Origin of the sequence: Pseudomonas sp. ME-P-057, from assembly GCF_030208975.1 — a bacterium.
GTDB lineage: Bacteria > Pseudomonadota > Gammaproteobacteria > Pseudomonadales > Pseudomonadaceae > Aquipseudomonas > Aquipseudomonas lutea.
Genome location: NZ_JARVSX010000015.1, coordinates 126572 through 140822 on the forward strand (window position 1 = coordinate 126572; position 14251 = coordinate 140822).

Genomic DNA, 14251 nt, shown 5'->3' on the forward strand with positions numbered 1-14251 from the left:
GACGGCCGCCAGGACAGGGCGAGTACCAAGCCGATTGGCCAGATTCGCCGCCCTGCCCCGAGCGTGCAGCGGATGAATCACAGGCAGGTGGCGAGCACTGCGCCGCGCTGCTCTACGGCATTGGCGCCTGGCTTGGCGTAAACGCTGACCCTGGTCATCCCTGCCTTGCCGGCAACGTCGGCGAAATACTGGCCCTCGGTGGTGTAGACCGTAAAGGCATCGGGCTCGCCCTTGGCCATGAAGACATCTGCCACGTCACCGAACAATTGCACGTTGGCCCAGGTGACCTTGATGCATTCGGCCACGGCAGTGGCAGGTTTCTGACTGGTGTACACCTGCGCCGGACCCGCCGAACGCGTTTGGTTCAAACTCATGCAACCCGTCAACGCCACCAGCGCCAGCGCGCCCGCCCACTGCTTCATGACAATCCCTTTTGGTAAAAAAGGACCGATGGTACCAGCAACCTCATCCAGGCCACACGCCTGGCGTTAAACGGGCGCTTCTTCCGATCCGATTGTCGGGTCAGTCATCCAGGCCGGCCGGCGGCGCAGCAGGTGCGGCTTTCCCCGGCTTGCCGGGTTTGCCCGATTGGGCAGCCGCCTTGGGTTCGGCCACAGGGGCTGCAGGCGCGGCGGCGGCCGCTTCCTTTTCCGCCATCGGCATCTGATCGATGGTGCTGAAGATTTCCTTGGGCTCAATCGGACCGTTGTGGGTCATTTTCTTCTCGCCGTCCTTGCCCACCAGAATCACTTGAGCCTCGCCGCCTGCCTGGGCGCCCAGTTTGAGTTCGCGCACCAGCGCCATGGTGGTCTGGGCGTCGAGATCCTTACCGTTGCGCTGCCCGACCGTGTTGATGATGGTGTAGAGCACCATGTCGCGCTTGGCGAACCCCTCCTTGTTGGCGGGTTCTTCCAGATTTTTCTTCAGGCTGACCAGCGTGGGATCCACGGAGCTTGACGCGATCACGATCAGTGGACGGGTCTTGCCGCGCTCTTGTGACAGTGGGGTATCGCCGTCGGCGGCCAGCAAAGGGCTCGACACGGCGAACAAAACGGCAAGGGTCAACGACCGGCTTAACATACACACCTCCTCTGGATTTCCATGCACTGATGATCGCGCATCAGGGGAAAAGGTCCAGACGCAAGGAGGAAAAAACCGGAATTATTTCATTGAGCCCGATGAAATAGAGCCTGGGCTGGGGGGGCTATAGGCTCGCTATCAGCGGTGGGCTTGCCCACCCGACGTGAGCACGACAGACGACAAAAATCGCAGGCAACAAAATCGCGGGCAATAAAAAGGGCGAATCTCTCGATTCGCCCTTTTCTTCACCGCCCAGCAGAGCGGATTTGTTTGGTAGGCGCGATTGGACTCGAACCAACGACCCCCACCATGTCAAGGTGGTGCTCTAACCAACTGAGCTACGTGCCTGCTGTGGGTCGGCATTCTACGGATATTCAAATAGCTGTCAACGTCTTTTTCGCTCAGTAAGCCCCTGAATCTGCAAATTATTTAGCGAATCGATCATCCGGCCTTGCCGATGCCGCAGGCCCACACCGGACCCTCGACAACGGAGGCTCAGCTGCCGCCTGTCGCCGGCATGGCACTACGGGCGGATATCCGATGCCCAACGCACACAAGGACCACGACACACGGAGATCACCTGATGAATAGATCAATTGCTGCACTGGCTCTCGGCTGCGCCCTGACATGCACCTCGCTCGGCGCACTGGCGGGCGCGACTTCTCCAGACATGGGGCCGCCGCCGTCACAGACCGGAATCGACCCGCGCGTACAGGGCAGTGACCCGTCTCGACAAGGTTCCGAGGTAGACACCCAGACCAAGAAGGGCATCAGCTTCGGCGGCGGCACTTCAATGAGCAACGGCACCGGCAGTAATAACGATGCCGACTTGCCAGGCGGAGACACCACCAACGGCGGCGGCAGCAAAGGGTCAGGCTCGTCCAGCGCTGGCGGCGCGGGCGGCTGACGGCACGCTGTCGATGCAGTAATCCCGGGGCGCTTGAATAGCGCCCTTTTCGTGCCTGTCGCCTTTGCTTTGTTATAGTGCGTCGCCGCCGCGCCTGACAATGCGTCGCGAGACGGATGATCAACAGTGGAGAATGGCACCGTGGGCATGAAAAAATCAGCGATGGAATTCAAGCGTGACCTGAGCACCATCGCGGCGAATCTGGAGCGCACCGCCGGTGAAATCAGCCGCCTCGCCGAACGCGTCAACGACGTGGACGTGGTAGCGGTCCTGCATCTGATGAACCAGCAGTACAAGGACGCAGACCGTCTACGGGCCTATGTCGATGAAATCCGGGCCGGTCGGATTACCCGGGCCAAGGCCGACTGACAGATCGCGCGGGACGTCGTCCGGCTGAAAGCCTTTACGAACAAACAAAAAAAGGGTGGTCCTGTCGGACCACCCTTTTTCGTTACCGCCCAGCAGAGCGGATTTGTTTGGTAGGCGCGATTGGACTCGAACCAACGACCCCCACCATGTCAAGGTGGTGCTCTAACCAACTGAGCTACGTGCCTGCTGTGGGGCGGCATTCTACCGGGATCAGGATTGCTGTCAACGGTGATTACCTCCTAACCCCATGAAAGCGGAAGACTTTTGAAACCCCAAGCTCGACTCCGCCCATGCCCGTGCATTCCTTTTCTCGCCCCTCGTCGCGATTTCAACGGCCATGCCCGGCTGGTGAGTGAATTTCATCTCAGGTAGCATCCGCCCATTCGTAAAAAATATAAAACGGGGCTTAAAGGATGACGAACACTTCATATCCGCATTCCTATTACGCCGCTTCGGCCAACGCGGCTCCGGCACGGCCCCGCCTGCAAGGGGACATCGAAACGGACGTGTGCATCATCGGCGCCGGTTACACCGGGCTGTCGAGCGCGCTGTTCCTCCTCGAACACGGGTTCAGGGTGACCGTTCTGGAGGCCGCAAAAGTCGGCTTTGGCGCTTCAGGCCGCAACGGCGGGCAGATCGTCAACAGCTACAGCCGTGACATCGACGTGATCGAAAACACCGTCGGCGCCAGGGAAGCCCAACTGTTGGGGCACATGGCTTTTGAAGGCGCGCAGATCATCCGCGACCGGGTGGCTAAATATCAGATCCAATGCGACCTGAAGGACGGCGGCGTATTTGCCGCGATCACGCCCAAGCAGATGGGCCATCTGGAGGCACAAAAACGCCTTTGGGAACGCTACGGGCACAGCCAGCTGGAGTTGATGGATCAACGCCGTATCCGTGAAGTGGTTGCGTGTGATCAGTACATCGGCGGCATGCTCGACATGAGCGGCGGCCACATCCACCCGCTCAATCTGGCGCTGGGCGAAGCCGCAGCGGTCGAGTCACTGGGTGGAGTCATCCATGAGCAGTCGGCAGCGATTAGGATTGATCGCGGCGCGAACCCCGTCGTGCATACCGCCGAAGGGAGGGTTCGGGCCAAGTTCATCATCGTGGCGGGCAATGCCTATCTGGGCAATCTGGTGCCGGAACTGGCAGCCAAATCGATGCCCTGCGGGACGCAGGTCATTACGACAGAACCGTTGAGCGAGGAGCTGGCAAGCACTCTGTTGCCGCAGGATTACTGCGTCGAGGACTGCAACTACCTGCTGGATTACTATCGACTGTCAGGTGACAAGCGTTTGATCTTCGGTGGCGGCGTCGTGTATGGCGCTCGTGATCCCGCCAATATCGAAGCCATCATCCGTCCGAAGATGCTCAAGGCATTTCCCCAGCTCAAAGATGTGAAAATTGACTACGCCTGGACCGGAAACTTCCTGCTGACCCTGTCGCGGTTGCCGCAAGTCGGTCGGCTGGGTGACAACATCTATTATTCCCAGGGCTGCAGCGGTCACGGGGTGACCTATACGCACCTGGCGGGGAAGGTGCTGGCGGAGGCACTTCGCGGTCAGGCAGAGCGGTTCGACGCGTTCGCCGGCCTGCCCCACTACCCGTTTCCAGGCGGCCAGTTGATGCGCACGCCGCTTACCGCCTTGGGCGCCTGGTACTACAGCTTGCGGGACAGGCTGGGGTTCTGAGGGAAACGCCGGCGTCTCGCGTCGGCTCGGATGCTCACCCGATTGTAGGAGCGCGCTTGCCCACGAATTCGATCGATCAGACGCTAATGTAGCGACTGAAACGCCGCGTTCGCCAGCAAGCCGGCTCCTACAGGTTTTTACATGCGATCCAGCCACCGCTTATTTCTCTGAGCGGGCAGAGCATCACACCTGTAGGGGCTGGCGTGCTGGCGGGCATCAGACCCGCCGGAGCCGGCTTGCTGACGGCCATCACACCCGCAGGCGCCGGCGTGCTGGCGGGCATCACACCCGCGAGCCGGCTTGCTTGCTTGATGGCGGGCATCAGACCCGTAGGAGCCGGCTTGCTGGCGAACCCGTTTAACCAGCTTGCATCCTCTTGGCTGATTCACCGCATTCGCCAGCAAGCCGGCTCCTACAGGTTTTTTCGCCAGCAAGCAGGCGCCTACAGGTTTTGCCATGCGATCCAGCACCACCGCTCACTTCTCTGAGCGGGCAGCCGGATTGTTCAGCGCCTTCACCGCCTCGCCCGCCGCCTGTTCCTGCCCGGCCTGGGCCAGATCATTGGCGGCTTTCAACCAGCGCTCGCGGTCGACCGGGACCGGCAATTGGCGCGGGCTCTGGATCAGTACCGCCCAGTTGCCGCCGTCATTCCAGTCCGAAGTAAACGACTCGAAACTTTCGGTGACGCGCCCCGGCCCGGTGTAGATCAACACCGTGCGCTTGTTCTGATCAAAGCCGACCAGCACGCCATAGCGCTGCTTTTTCCACCACAGCGAGCCATCCGAAAACCGCACCATGACCGGGTAACCCGCTGAAACCTGCGCCAGCACGTCCGGCAAGTTGCGATCCACCGGGTACACCACAAATCCGTATTCACGGGCCAGATTCGGCATGCTCCGGTCCAGCGAGTCCTCCGCGCCGGGTAATTTCAGTGGTTTTTCGAGCAGCCCCGGCGTGGTCTGAACGCCGTGAACGGTCAGCATGCTGGCCAGCGCAAAGGGCGCGCTCTGGTAATCCTTGCCACGAAAGGACGGCACCGCGTTGATCTCCACACGATCGGGGAGCGCCTTGTACTGCGGCGGATATCCGGGCTTCCAGTTGTGCTGGTTTGAACAGCCCGACAGCACCAGCAGAGCGGCAACCGCCAGCCATTTTCGTTGCCCTGCCACCCTATCCACTCGCGTCAATGCCTGCACGTTCTCTACTCACTTGACAGATGGCGAAGGATCTCTGGATCCAGCCTGAGCCCGGATGATAGAGCGCTGCAACGGCGTGGTATAGCCCGACCTCCCCCTGAGCTATAGCCCAACGTACTTCCCACAAGGACGGATAGAACAAACCGGTCCACTTATTTTGACCATCGGTCAACTTCTGGCAACAACCCGGTGAGTAGACTGTCGATGACTAAGAGACGAAGAGAAGAGCCGGAGGAAGCCATGAGCCTCGGAATGACCATTGTGATGTTGATCGCCGCCTGGCTTGCCGTTGCAGCCGCCATGTTGTGGGGTGTGATGCGGATTTCCCGCCGTCATCACCCGCATTATCGGCAAACCGAAGCTGCCAAACCGCAGCAGCGCGCACAGCGCAAGATCCACCACGTCACCGCGCACTGATGCTCCGCTCAGGACGCACACGACGCCGATAAAAAACGGTCGGCGATGGCAACCATCCCGACCGTTTTGTTTACCGCATCGTGCAATTCGCAGCAGTTAGCTGTGCATCAGACCTTCTGTGCCTGGGCTTCAGCGTCAAGCCTTCTCTGGCGAGACCTGCGCACCAGCATGTTCAGCACCTCAATCAGAGCTGAGAACGCCATGGCGGTGTAGACGTAGCCTTTTGGAACGTGGGCGCCGAAACCTTCGGCAATCAGGGTCATACCGATCATGATCAGGAAACCCAGCGCCAGCATGACCACCGTCGGGTTGTCATTGATGAATTTGGCGAGCGGTTCGGACGCAACCAGCATCACAATCACCGCGGCAATCACAGCAATGACCATGATCGGCAGGTGTTCAGTCATGCCCACGGCGGTGACGATACTGTCGATCGAAAACACCAGGTCGAGCATCAGGATCTGACCGATCGCGGCGGCCATGCCCAACGTGACCGTGTTGGAGGCGGCTTTTTCGGCTTCGGTCTTGATGTCCACGCTGTGGTGAATTTCGGTGGTGGCTTTCCAGACCAGGAACAGACCACCGGCGATCAGAATCATGTCCTTCCAGGAAAATGTCTGGCCCAAAATCTCAACCACCGGTTCGGTCAGCTGGACGATCCAGGCGACGGTGGTCAGCAGGCCCAGACGCAGGATCAGCGCCATGCTGATACCGATACGGCGCGCCTTGGTGCGCTGATGCACGGGCAGTTTGTTGGTGAGAATCGAGATGAAGATCAGGTTATCAATGCCGAGCACGATTTCCATGACGACGAGTGTCGCCAGCGCGATCCACGCCGTTGGGCTTGCAGCCAGTTCCAGAAGGTATTCCATATAACGGTTGTCCAGGTTCGTTCAGGGGTAGGCCGGCATTCTAGGCACGGAAACACTTCAGCAAAATTCGTATTTTTCAGGCGTATACTTCGGTTTTTACGAAGTGACGAGACCCATGCTCAACTACCGGCAGCTGCATTACTTCTGGGTCGTGGCCAAGACGGGCAGCATCGTCCGGGCGTGCGAGCAGTTAAACCTCACGCCGCAGACCATCAGCGGGCAGATCAGCCTGCTGGAACAGACTTACGGCGTTGAGTTGTTCAAGCGCGTCGGCCGCCAGCTCGAGCTGACCGAAACCGGTCGCGTTGCCCTGCCCTACGCCGAACAAATGTTCCAACTGGGCGGTGAACTCGAGGCCGTGCTGCGCGCACAACCCGACGAACAGCAGATTCTGTTCAGGGTCGGCGTCGCCGACGTTGTGCCCAAGTCCATCGTCTATCGGCTGATCGCCCCCAGCATGGCGCTCAGCGAGCTGGTGCGGATCAGTTGCCGGGAAGACCAACTGGAGCGTCTGCTGGCGGACCTCGCCATTCAGCGCCTTGATCTGGTGATCTCCGACAGCCCGATGCCTTCCCATCTGGACATTAAAGGTTATAGCCAGAAGCTGGGCGAATGCGGCGTGAGTTTTTTTGCCACCCGCACGCTCGCCGCCGCTTACGGGCAGAACTTCCCCCATGGCATGCAAGGCGCACCACTGTTGGTGCCAGGCCAGCAGACGGTGGTGCGCAGCCGCTTGATGCGTTGGTTCGCCGAGCAGAACATTCAGCCAAAGATCGTCGGCGAGTTTGACGACAGCGCCCTGATGAAGGCGTTTGGCAAGTCCGGCAGCGGCATCTTTATCGCGCCGAGCGTCATCGCCGATGAAGTGATCGAGCAATATGACGTCGAGCTGATCGGCCATACCGATGCGGTGACCGAGTCGTTCTATGCGATCTCGGTCGAGCGCAAGGTCAGCCACCCCGGCATCATCGCCATCACCGAAGGCGCCCGTCGTCAGTTGTTCCCGGACTAGCCCTCGCAGGTCGCGGTGCGCGGTCGAACAGTCATGAGCAACAGTGCCAGCAGGATCGACAGCACAATAATGCCCGCTGCCGCGAAGCCGAGACTCCCCAGCCCGAGATGATCAATCACCCGGCCGCCAATGATCGCGCCAATGCCGATGCCCAGGTTGGCCCCGGCGATGTTCAGCGATGCGGCGAAAGCCGGGGCCTGGGGTGCTGCCTTCATCAACCGGACATGACTGACCAGAAACAACGCCGCCTGGGTCGCGCCCCAAACCGCCAAAGCCAATGCCAGGGCCGGCAGGGAATGCATGCTTGGCACCACCATAACCATGCCGCCGATCATGAACGTGCAGAAGATCACGCTGGCGATCAAGGGATGGCGGTCCACCAGCCGCCCGCCGAGGGAGTTGCCCAGCAAACCCACTGCGCCGAAGCCCATCAGGCACCAGCCGACCACAGTGCCGTCGAACCCGGCGAGCCGTTCAAGCATGTCGGCCAGATAGGTGTAGGCGGTGAACATGCCGCTGAACACCAGCACCGACAGCAGGACATGCCCCTGCATCAACGGGCTGCGCAGAATGCCGAACTGGCTGCGCAGCGACGCCTGATCCTTGTGCAGGCTGCGCGGCAGATAGATGAACAACAGCAACGCCTTGGCAAAAGCCACCACCGACAGAATGGCAAAAGCGCTGCGCCAACCGATGGCATCAGAGATCAAGGTGCCGACCGGGATGCCGAAAACGGTGGCGCAGACGATGCCGAAACCAATCTTCGCGATCGCGCGTCCGGCGTGATCCGGGCCGACAATATCCACGGCAGTCTCGCTGGCCAGCGCCCAGAACACCGGCAGCCCGAGGGCCGGGATCAGCCGCGCGACGGCCATCACCCAAATGCTGGGGGCCAGTGCCGCGACGGCGTTGGATATGCCGAACAGGATCAGCACCGAGATGAACAGGCGCTTGCGCTCGAAGCGTGAAAACCACGCTGTCAGGAAAGGCCCGAAGCAGGCGACAGTGAAGGCGAATAACGTGACCAGCAAACCGGCCTGGGGGATGGTGACGGCCAGGTCTCGGGCGATGGCTGGCAGCAGACCGACGATCACGAACTCTGTGGTCAGTACCGTAAAGCCGGCGGCCGACAACAGGTAAATGGGGAAAAACATGAAATCTCCAGAACGACGAAACGACCGGTCCTCGCGGAGCGGTCGATCGGATGTGGCAAAAAACTGGATGCGAAGGGTATCAGAGACGCTGCACCAAACACGACTCACTGCCTGAGCTGAACCGGATTGCGAAGCCAGTCAGACAGCGAGTCAGGCGACCCAGCGAGACCGATCAGTAAGCGCCCATGTAATCGCGCTTGCCGACTTCCACGCCGTTGTGACGCAGCAGGTCATAGGCGGTGGTGACGTGGAAGAAGAACTGCGGCAACGAGTAGTGCAACAGGTAGGTCTGGGTGTCCAGGCGCTTTTCCTTGTCAGTGCCGGGGCGCAGCACGATTTCCCGCGCTTCGTTGCCATCGACCTGCTCGGCCTTGATGGTGTCCAGGAAGGCCAGGACCTTGGTCAGCAGCGCCTGGAGGTCGGCGAAGGTGGTTTCGCTGTCTTCGTATTTTGGCGGTTCCATGCCCGCCAGACGTGCGCCGGCGCCTTTGGCGAAATCCACGGCGATCTGCACCTGACGCACCAACGGGAACATGTCGGGGAACAGACGCGCCTGCAGCAGGGCGTCCGGCTGAATGTTTTTGGCGGTGGCGTGAGCCTCACCTTTGGCCAATACGGCAGCCAGGGCGGTAAGCATTTGCTTGAAGACGGGAATCGAAGCGGCGTAGAGAGAAAGGGTCATGGCAGTTCCTGAAGGAATGGGTCGCCTGAGGGCGAACGCGATCGCGGCTTGTCTTTTACCTCATCCAGCCCCTACCCTCATAGCCTTTTCAACGCTTGGGGAATGGGTCATGGCTGACGAGCAGGATGGCGAAAATACCGTTGAAACCGCAGAGGCGCTGCAACTGAACAGCATTGAGGTGCGCATCCTGGGCTGCCTCATCGAGAAGCAGGCGACCCATCCCGAGAGCTACCCCCTCACCCTAAATGCACTGGTGCTGGCGTGTAACCAGAAAACCAGTCGGGAGCCGGTGATGAACCTGACGCCGGGGCAAGTGGGCCAGAGCCTGCGGGCGCTGGAGAGCCTGCAGCTGACGCGACTGGTCATGGGCAGCCGGGCGGACCGCTGGGAGCACCGCGTCGACAAGACCCTGGAGCTGGTACCGGCGCAACTGATTCTGAGCGGGTTGCTGTTCTTGCGCGGTCCACAAACTGTCAACGAGCTCTTGACCCGCAGCAACCGCATGCACGATTTCGACGACACAGCTGCAGTGGTGCATCAGCTCGAACGGCTCATCGGGCGCGGCCTGGCGGTGCTGATCCCACGGCAGGCCGGTCAGCGTGAAGACCGCTACATGCACGCACTGGGCGACCCGGCAGACCTTGAAACCGCCCTCGCCGCACGACAGCACGCGGCGGAGCGTGGCGTTAGCGGCACCTCCAGCTCAGGTGGATCGGGCAATGCGGCGCTTATCGAGCGAATCGATACGCTCGAAGCCCGCATCACCGAGCTGGAAGAACGGCTGGCGTTGCTGGAGGGGTAAGTCGGCTCAAGCCTGCGTCACCCAGTGATTGGTTTGAAACGATGGCCAATTCCAGGAGCGCGCTTGCCCGCGAAAGCATCCTTCCAAACACTGCTGCATGCAATGACCCATCGTATTCGCGGGCAAGCGCGCTCCTACAGATGGTGGCGGCGCAGGCGTTGTCTTGCGCAGCTGGCATTGCTGGCGGGGTATGGTTGCTTGAGCCAGCGTCACCTATTGATTGGTTTTAAACGACGGCCAATTGTAGGAGCGCGCTTGCCCGCGAAGGCGTCCTTCCAAACACTGCTGCAGGCAATGACCCAACGCATTCGCGGGCAAGCGCGCTCCTACAGATGGTGGCGGCGCAGGCGTTGTCTTGCGCAGCTGGCATTGCTGGCGGGGTATGGTTGCTTGAGCCAGCGTCACCTATTGATTGGTTTTAAACGACGGCCAATTGTAGGAGCGCGCTTGCCCGCGAAAGCATCCTTCCAGACACTGCTGCATGCAATGACCCAACGCATTCGCGGGCAAGCGCGCTCCTACAGGTGGTGGCGGCGCAGGCATTGTTGCGCGCATTCCGCATACGCCTATGCATGGGCAGCCCAACCTCCATCCGCATCGAAATCCCGCATCATTTGCTAAACGATCATTTGCTGCCGCTGCGGCTTTATTCTAAACCCCGTGCGAATGTCGCCGCCGTTTGATACTGCGCCTCGGTGGGCGTCACGCCGGTGTAGAGAATGAACTGCTCCAGCGCCTGAATGGCTGCAACCTGGTCGCCGGTGATCAGGCGTTTGCCCAGCCGTTCGGCTTGAATAATGAAGGGCGTGCGTGCCGGCGTGGCGACGACGTCAAACGCAGTCTCGGCGTGTTCGATGGCGGCCTGGTCAAACGCCAGCGCGTCGGCTTGGTCGCCGGCCATGCCCAAGGGTGTGACGTTGACCAGCAGTGGTGGCCGCTCACCGCCGAGTTCGGCCTGCCAGGCAAATCCGCAAGTCTGCGCAAGCGCCTTTCCCGCCGTTTCATTGCGCGCGACGATCAGACCGTCAGTGAAGCCCGCGTCGCGCAATGCGCAGGCGACGGCTTTAGCCATGCCGCCACTGCCACGCAGGGCGAAGCGCGTACGCGGCACTTGATGGGTGTCCACCAGTTGCGCGATGGCAATGTAGTCGGTGTTATAGGCCTTTAAATGACCGTCGGTGTTCACGATGGTGTTGATGGATTGAATGGCAGCAGCGGAGGCGTCCATTTCGTCGACCAGTTCGATGGCCGCCTCTTTGAACGGCATCGACACGCCGCATCCACGGATGCCCAGCGAACGCATGCCGGCGATGGCCGCGGGCAAGTCGCTGGGTGCGAAGGCCTTGTAATAGAAATTCAAACCCAACTGCTGATAAAGATGATTATGGAATCGCACACCGAAGTTGCCGGGGCGCCCGGCCAGCGACATGCACAACAGTGTTTCCTTACTGGCGGTGACCAACATGAAATCTCCCGAGTGGTATTAGAACGGCGCTGAGCAAAGGCGTAGAATCGCGACGCCTGTCCGCAGGGGTGCAAATCCTGTGGCTGTCAGTGTCATTAAAGTTGGCGAATACCTTACACAAAATTTACGCAACGGCCTCGCAGATATTTCCAAAGTCGTTGTCTGAGAAGTTATCCCGTGGCAGTGCCTGAGCGTAACGCAGGCACGCGACAACGGGACCGAACACCGAGGAACAGTCATGATTCGTCAGATCCCCAAAGTTGCCTTGTTGTTAGGCGCCCTCGCCCTCGCAGGCCAGGCACAAGCTCACGGCGGCGGCCCGGGCTGGGGCGGAGCAGCCGTGATCGGAGCGGTCGTCGGCGGTGTCGTCGGCGCAGCCGTGGCTTCCGGTCCGACGTATGTATCGCCCGCCCCCGTGTACGCGGCCCCGGCGCCTGTTTATTACGCGCCACCGCCTCCGCCGCCGGTTTACTACCAGCCCGCTTATGTGGTTGAACGGCCTGTGGTGTACGAGCGCCGCTATTACGGCCCGCCACGTTATTACGGCCCACCGCCAGGCTACTACCACGGCGGTGGTCGCTGGTAACAGCGCCTCGTTAAACTTGGCAAGAAGGCGGCGTCATCCGAATAGCCGCCCTTCTACAACGACCCCGCCTCCCCGGCGGGGTTTTGTTTTCCGGTTTCCCGACCCGTCCCGCGACGCTGTGCGCACAAGCGCTTGAACGCCGCCCCCACCGCTCATCAATGACGACTATCGAGCACAGTGATTTCTGCATCAACCGGCCGGACCGTAAAGTGGCGCCATAGATTGATGGAGGCACTTATGACCAAGGTTCAAATCATGTCGGTTGTCGGCAGCGCAGTTCCCGCCCAACTTCGTGAGCGTGGTCTGCTGGCCTGCTGGTACCTGGTTCAGAACGGCGAGCCGGTCAGCGGTCCGTTGCCCTCTTTGCCTGCGGCGCAAGCGTTGTCGCAGCAACTTGAAGGCCGCCCGCTCAATAGCTGAACCCCTATTTGCTCTTCCCTGTGAATCGTGCGTTGCTCCGCACACCCCTTTAGCCCGCCTCCTTTGTGACGCGGGCTTTTTTTTGCCTCGCCATCGGTGTTCCCGCATGGCTCGGGTGTCCCGGACTGCACGCTACAGACAAACGTCACCGCCAAATTCAGTAACAGGACCCTGTTAGATACAGGCTTTTTGGATCCGCTACCTGAACCTCACCCATACGGCGCACGTTTATTAACGAAACCAGGCCTCGGCCCATCGACATCTTCAGAAACTTGCTCCTAAAATGCGCCGAACTTGTTGTCGTCCTTGAAGAAAGTGCGACCTTCCACGCAACTTGCCATCACTAAGTGAGCTTTGCTCTTGAAAATTCGTCACTCCCTCATCGGCCTATTATTTGCACTTACAGGCTGCGCACTTTCTACCGTCACTCTCGCCAACGAGCCTGCGGCTTTCAATCGCGACCCGGCCAATCTTCACCTGGCTTCCGGCAGCGCCATGATCACCGACCTGCAGACGGGTCAGGTGCTGTATGCCAGCAACCCCGACATCATTGTGCCCATCGCCTCGGTGACCAAGCTGATGACGGCAATGGTGACACTCGACGCAAAACTGCCGATGGACGAGATGGTCAAGGTCGACATTTCACAGACCGCCGAGATGAAAGGCGTGTTCTCCCGCGTCAAGCTGGGCAGTGAACTGAATCGCCGTGACATGCTGCTGATTACCCTGATGTCCTCGGAAAACCGCGCGGCGGCGAGCCTGGCCCATAGCTACCCGGGCGGCTATCCGGCGTTCATCAGGGCGATGAACGCCAAGGCGAAAGCGCTTGGCATGGGCCATACGGTGTACATGGAGCCCACCGGGCTCTCGGTGTTCAACGTGTCCACCGCGCGCGACCTGACCAAACTCGCGCTCGCGGCGCGTAATTACCCGCTGCTGCGCGAGCTGAGCACGACTCCGGAAAAAACCGTCACGTTCCGCAAACCGACCTACGTTCTTGGTTTCAGCAACACGGACCATCTGGTGCGTAAGTCCAACTGGGACATCAAGCTGACCAAGACAGGCTTCACCAATCAGGCGGGCCATTGCCTGGTGCTGCTGACCAGCATGGCCAATCGTCCAGTGTCGGTGGTGATTCTCGATGCGTTCGGCAAATACACCCATTTCGCCGACGCCAGCCGCATGCGCCTGTGGATGGAGACCGGCAAGAGCGGTCCGGCGCCGGAAGTCGCGCTGCAGTACAAAAAGGACAAGAACCTGGTGATGAAGCAAAAAGGCCTGCAGGCATCGGATTAACAGCGCCAGCCGCGCCACCGCGTTCGCCAGCAAGCCGGCTCCTACAGACCGAGGTCGGGCCATGGCTTCTGTAAATTCCAACAGGGCGGTGTCACGCCATGGCTCGAATGAATGCCTACTGGGTGATGTCGAGCCGTGGTTCCTGTTTATGACATGTCACGCCTTTGCGCATCGAACCGGCTACCACCTGGAATGCATCTGGTATCGCCGCCCAACGGGTAACGCCGCAAATCTGTAGGAGCAGGCTTGTTGGCGAATGCGTCGTGTCATTCAACATGTCCGGCGCTGACCCACCG

Annotated in this window: 18 protein-coding genes and 2 tRNA genes; 10 read left to right on the top strand and 10 right to left on the bottom strand. The window is 60.3% G+C overall.

What is annotated here, in order from left to right; all coding sequences use genetic code 11:
- Positions 1-77: 77 nt before the first annotated feature.
- The 3 genes from QRN48_RS08370 to QRN48_RS08380 all read right to left on the bottom strand — a co-directional run bounded on the left by QRN48_RS08370 (position 78) and on the right by QRN48_RS08380 (position 1428).
- Complete coding sequence (locus QRN48_RS08370; RefSeq protein ID WP_285349994.1) at positions 78-422, bottom strand: 2-oxoacid ferredoxin oxidoreductase; 345 nt, start codon at positions 420-422, stop codon at positions 78-80.
- A 100-nt stretch (positions 423-522) separates the two neighbouring features.
- Positions 523-1080 (bottom strand): DUF4174 domain-containing protein, encoded by a 558-nt coding sequence (locus tag QRN48_RS08375; protein ID WP_285349996.1) that lies wholly within the window; start codon positions 1078-1080, stop codon positions 523-525.
- 271 nt (positions 1081-1351) lie between these two features.
- A tRNA-Val gene (locus QRN48_RS08380) sits at positions 1352-1428 on the bottom strand.
- A gap of 235 nt (positions 1429-1663) precedes the next feature.
- Here QRN48_RS08380 and QRN48_RS08385 point away from each other — a divergent pair.
- Both QRN48_RS08385 and QRN48_RS08390 read left to right on the top strand, forming a co-directional pair.
- Positions 1664-1987 carry a hypothetical protein gene (locus tag QRN48_RS08385; protein ID WP_037010962.1) on the top strand — a complete coding sequence of 108 codons (324 nt, stop codon included), beginning with the start codon at positions 1664-1666 and terminating at the stop codon, positions 1985-1987.
- Between the two features lie 147 nt (positions 1988-2134).
- Positions 2135-2356 carry a hypothetical protein gene (locus QRN48_RS08390; RefSeq protein ID WP_276209497.1) on the top strand — a complete coding sequence of 74 codons (222 nt, stop codon included), beginning with the start codon at positions 2135-2137 and terminating at the stop codon, positions 2354-2356.
- Positions 2357-2464: 108 nt separating this feature from the next.
- Here the strand turns inward: QRN48_RS08390 and QRN48_RS08395 are convergent.
- Positions 2465-2541, bottom strand: a tRNA-Val gene (locus QRN48_RS08395).
- A 228-nt stretch (positions 2542-2769) separates the two neighbouring features.
- Here QRN48_RS08395 and QRN48_RS08400 point away from each other — a divergent pair.
- Together QRN48_RS08400 and QRN48_RS08405 are read left to right on the top strand one after the other, a co-directional pair.
- On the top strand, positions 2770-4053 hold the full coding sequence (locus QRN48_RS08400; RefSeq protein WP_285349998.1) for an NAD(P)/FAD-dependent oxidoreductase: 1284 nt from the start codon (positions 2770-2772) through the stop codon (positions 4051-4053).
- A 236-nt stretch (positions 4054-4289) separates the two neighbouring features.
- Entirely contained in the window at positions 4290-4541 is a 252-nt protein-coding gene (locus QRN48_RS08405) for a hypothetical protein (protein ID WP_285350000.1), read from the top strand.
- Here QRN48_RS08405 and QRN48_RS08410 read toward each other — a convergent pair.
- Positions 4530-5222, bottom strand: coding sequence for a peptidase C39 family protein (locus tag QRN48_RS08410; RefSeq protein WP_285350001.1), 693 nt, complete (start codon positions 5220-5222; stop codon positions 4530-4532). The genes QRN48_RS08405 and QRN48_RS08410 overlap by 12 nt on opposite strands.
- 267 nt (positions 5223-5489) lie before the next feature.
- On the opposite strand from QRN48_RS08410, the gene QRN48_RS08415 reads away from it, so the two are divergent.
- Positions 5490-5666 (top strand): hypothetical protein, encoded by a 177-nt coding sequence (locus tag QRN48_RS08415; RefSeq protein WP_162835392.1) that lies wholly within the window; start codon positions 5490-5492, stop codon positions 5664-5666.
- Between the two features lie 107 nt (positions 5667-5773).
- Here the strand turns inward: QRN48_RS08415 and QRN48_RS08420 are convergent, their stop codons facing one another.
- Positions 5774-6538, bottom strand: coding sequence for a TerC family protein (locus QRN48_RS08420; RefSeq protein WP_037010970.1), 765 nt, complete (start codon positions 6536-6538; stop codon positions 5774-5776).
- Positions 6539-6653: 115 nt separating this feature from the next.
- Between QRN48_RS08420 and nhaR the strand changes: the two genes are divergently transcribed.
- Complete coding sequence (gene nhaR, locus QRN48_RS08425) at positions 6654-7550, top strand: transcriptional activator NhaR (RefSeq protein ID WP_191943567.1); 897 nt, start codon at positions 6654-6656, stop codon at positions 7548-7550.
- On the opposite strand, the gene QRN48_RS08430 is transcribed toward nhaR, so the two are convergent.
- Complete coding sequence (locus QRN48_RS08430) at positions 7547-8704, bottom strand: MFS transporter (RefSeq protein WP_285350004.1); 1158 nt, start codon at positions 8702-8704, stop codon at positions 7547-7549. The two genes, nhaR and QRN48_RS08430, sit on opposite strands and share 4 nt — an antisense overlap.
- Positions 8705-8876: 172 nt before the next feature.
- Positions 8877-9386, bottom strand: a complete 510-nt coding sequence (locus QRN48_RS08435; RefSeq protein ID WP_037010976.1) for a DUF1993 domain-containing protein — start codon at positions 9384-9386, stop codon at positions 8877-8879.
- A gap of 109 nt (positions 9387-9495) precedes the next feature.
- Here QRN48_RS08435 and QRN48_RS08440 point away from each other — a divergent pair, with 109 nt between their 5' ends.
- Positions 9496-10188, top strand: coding sequence for a YceH family protein (locus QRN48_RS08440; RefSeq protein WP_037010980.1), 693 nt, complete (start codon positions 9496-9498; stop codon positions 10186-10188).
- A 646-nt stretch (positions 10189-10834) separates the two neighbouring features.
- On the opposite strand, the gene QRN48_RS08445 is transcribed toward QRN48_RS08440, so the two are convergent.
- Entirely contained in the window at positions 10835-11653 is an 819-nt protein-coding gene (locus QRN48_RS08445; protein ID WP_285350007.1) for a shikimate 5-dehydrogenase, read from the bottom strand.
- Positions 11654-11891: 238 nt separating this feature from the next.
- Here QRN48_RS08445 and QRN48_RS08450 point away from each other — a divergent pair, with 238 nt between their 5' ends.
- The 3 genes from QRN48_RS08450 to pbpG all read left to right on the top strand — a co-directional run bounded on the left by QRN48_RS08450 (position 11892) and on the right by pbpG (position 13955).
- Positions 11892-12239 (top strand): hypothetical protein, encoded by a 348-nt coding sequence (locus QRN48_RS08450; protein ID WP_037010986.1) that lies wholly within the window; start codon positions 11892-11894, stop codon positions 12237-12239.
- 237 nt (positions 12240-12476) lie between these two features.
- Positions 12477-12659, top strand: a complete 183-nt coding sequence (locus QRN48_RS08455; protein ID WP_037010989.1) for a hypothetical protein — start codon at positions 12477-12479, stop codon at positions 12657-12659.
- A 360-nt stretch (positions 12660-13019) separates the two neighbouring features.
- Entirely contained in the window at positions 13020-13955 is a 936-nt protein-coding gene (pbpG, locus tag QRN48_RS08460) for a D-alanyl-D-alanine endopeptidase (RefSeq protein WP_037010992.1), read from the top strand.
- A gap of 115 nt (positions 13956-14070) precedes the next feature.
- Here the strand turns inward: pbpG and QRN48_RS08465 are convergent.
- The coding region (locus tag QRN48_RS08465) for a hypothetical protein (protein WP_285350009.1) at positions 14071-14251 on the bottom strand (181 nt) is incomplete at its 5' end.

What these genes read in the sequence shown, in the direction of transcription:
- QRN48_RS08445 (WP_285350007.1), bottom strand. Translation starts at nt 11,653, where the DNA reads ATGTTGGTCACCGCCAGTAAGGAAACACTGTTGTGCATGTCGCTGGCC.
- QRN48_RS08370 (WP_285349994.1), bottom strand. Translation starts at nt 422, where the DNA reads ATGAAGCAGTGGGCGGGCGCGCTGGCGCTGGTGGCGTTGACGGGTTGC.
- QRN48_RS08420 (WP_037010970.1), bottom strand. Translation starts at nt 6,538, where the DNA reads ATGGAATACCTTCTGGAACTGGCTGCAAGCCCAACGGCGTGGATCGCG.
- QRN48_RS08450 (WP_037010986.1), top strand. Translation starts at nt 11,892, where the DNA reads ATGATTCGTCAGATCCCCAAAGTTGCCTTGTTGTTAGGCGCCCTCGCC.
- QRN48_RS08400 (WP_285349998.1), top strand. Translation starts at nt 2,770, where the DNA reads ATGACGAACACTTCATATCCGCATTCCTATTACGCCGCTTCGGCCAAC.
- QRN48_RS08385 (WP_037010962.1), top strand. Translation starts at nt 1,664, where the DNA reads ATGAATAGATCAATTGCTGCACTGGCTCTCGGCTGCGCCCTGACATGC.
- nhaR (WP_191943567.1), top strand. Translation starts at nt 6,654, where the DNA reads ATGCTCAACTACCGGCAGCTGCATTACTTCTGGGTCGTGGCCAAGACG.
- QRN48_RS08440 (WP_037010980.1), top strand. Translation starts at nt 9,496, where the DNA reads ATGGCTGACGAGCAGGATGGCGAAAATACCGTTGAAACCGCAGAGGCG.
- QRN48_RS08415 (WP_162835392.1), top strand. Translation starts at nt 5,490, where the DNA reads ATGAGCCTCGGAATGACCATTGTGATGTTGATCGCCGCCTGGCTTGCC.
- QRN48_RS08435 (WP_037010976.1), bottom strand. Translation starts at nt 9,386, where the DNA reads ATGACCCTTTCTCTCTACGCCGCTTCGATTCCCGTCTTCAAGCAAATG.
- QRN48_RS08430 (WP_285350004.1), bottom strand. Translation starts at nt 8,704, where the DNA reads ATGTTTTTCCCCATTTACCTGTTGTCGGCCGCCGGCTTTACGGTACTG.
- QRN48_RS08390 (WP_276209497.1), top strand. Translation starts at nt 2,135, where the DNA reads ATGAAAAAATCAGCGATGGAATTCAAGCGTGACCTGAGCACCATCGCG.
- QRN48_RS08375 (WP_285349996.1), bottom strand. Translation starts at nt 1,080, where the DNA reads ATGTTAAGCCGGTCGTTGACCCTTGCCGTTTTGTTCGCCGTGTCGAGC.
- QRN48_RS08455 (WP_037010989.1), top strand. Translation starts at nt 12,477, where the DNA reads ATGACCAAGGTTCAAATCATGTCGGTTGTCGGCAGCGCAGTTCCCGCC.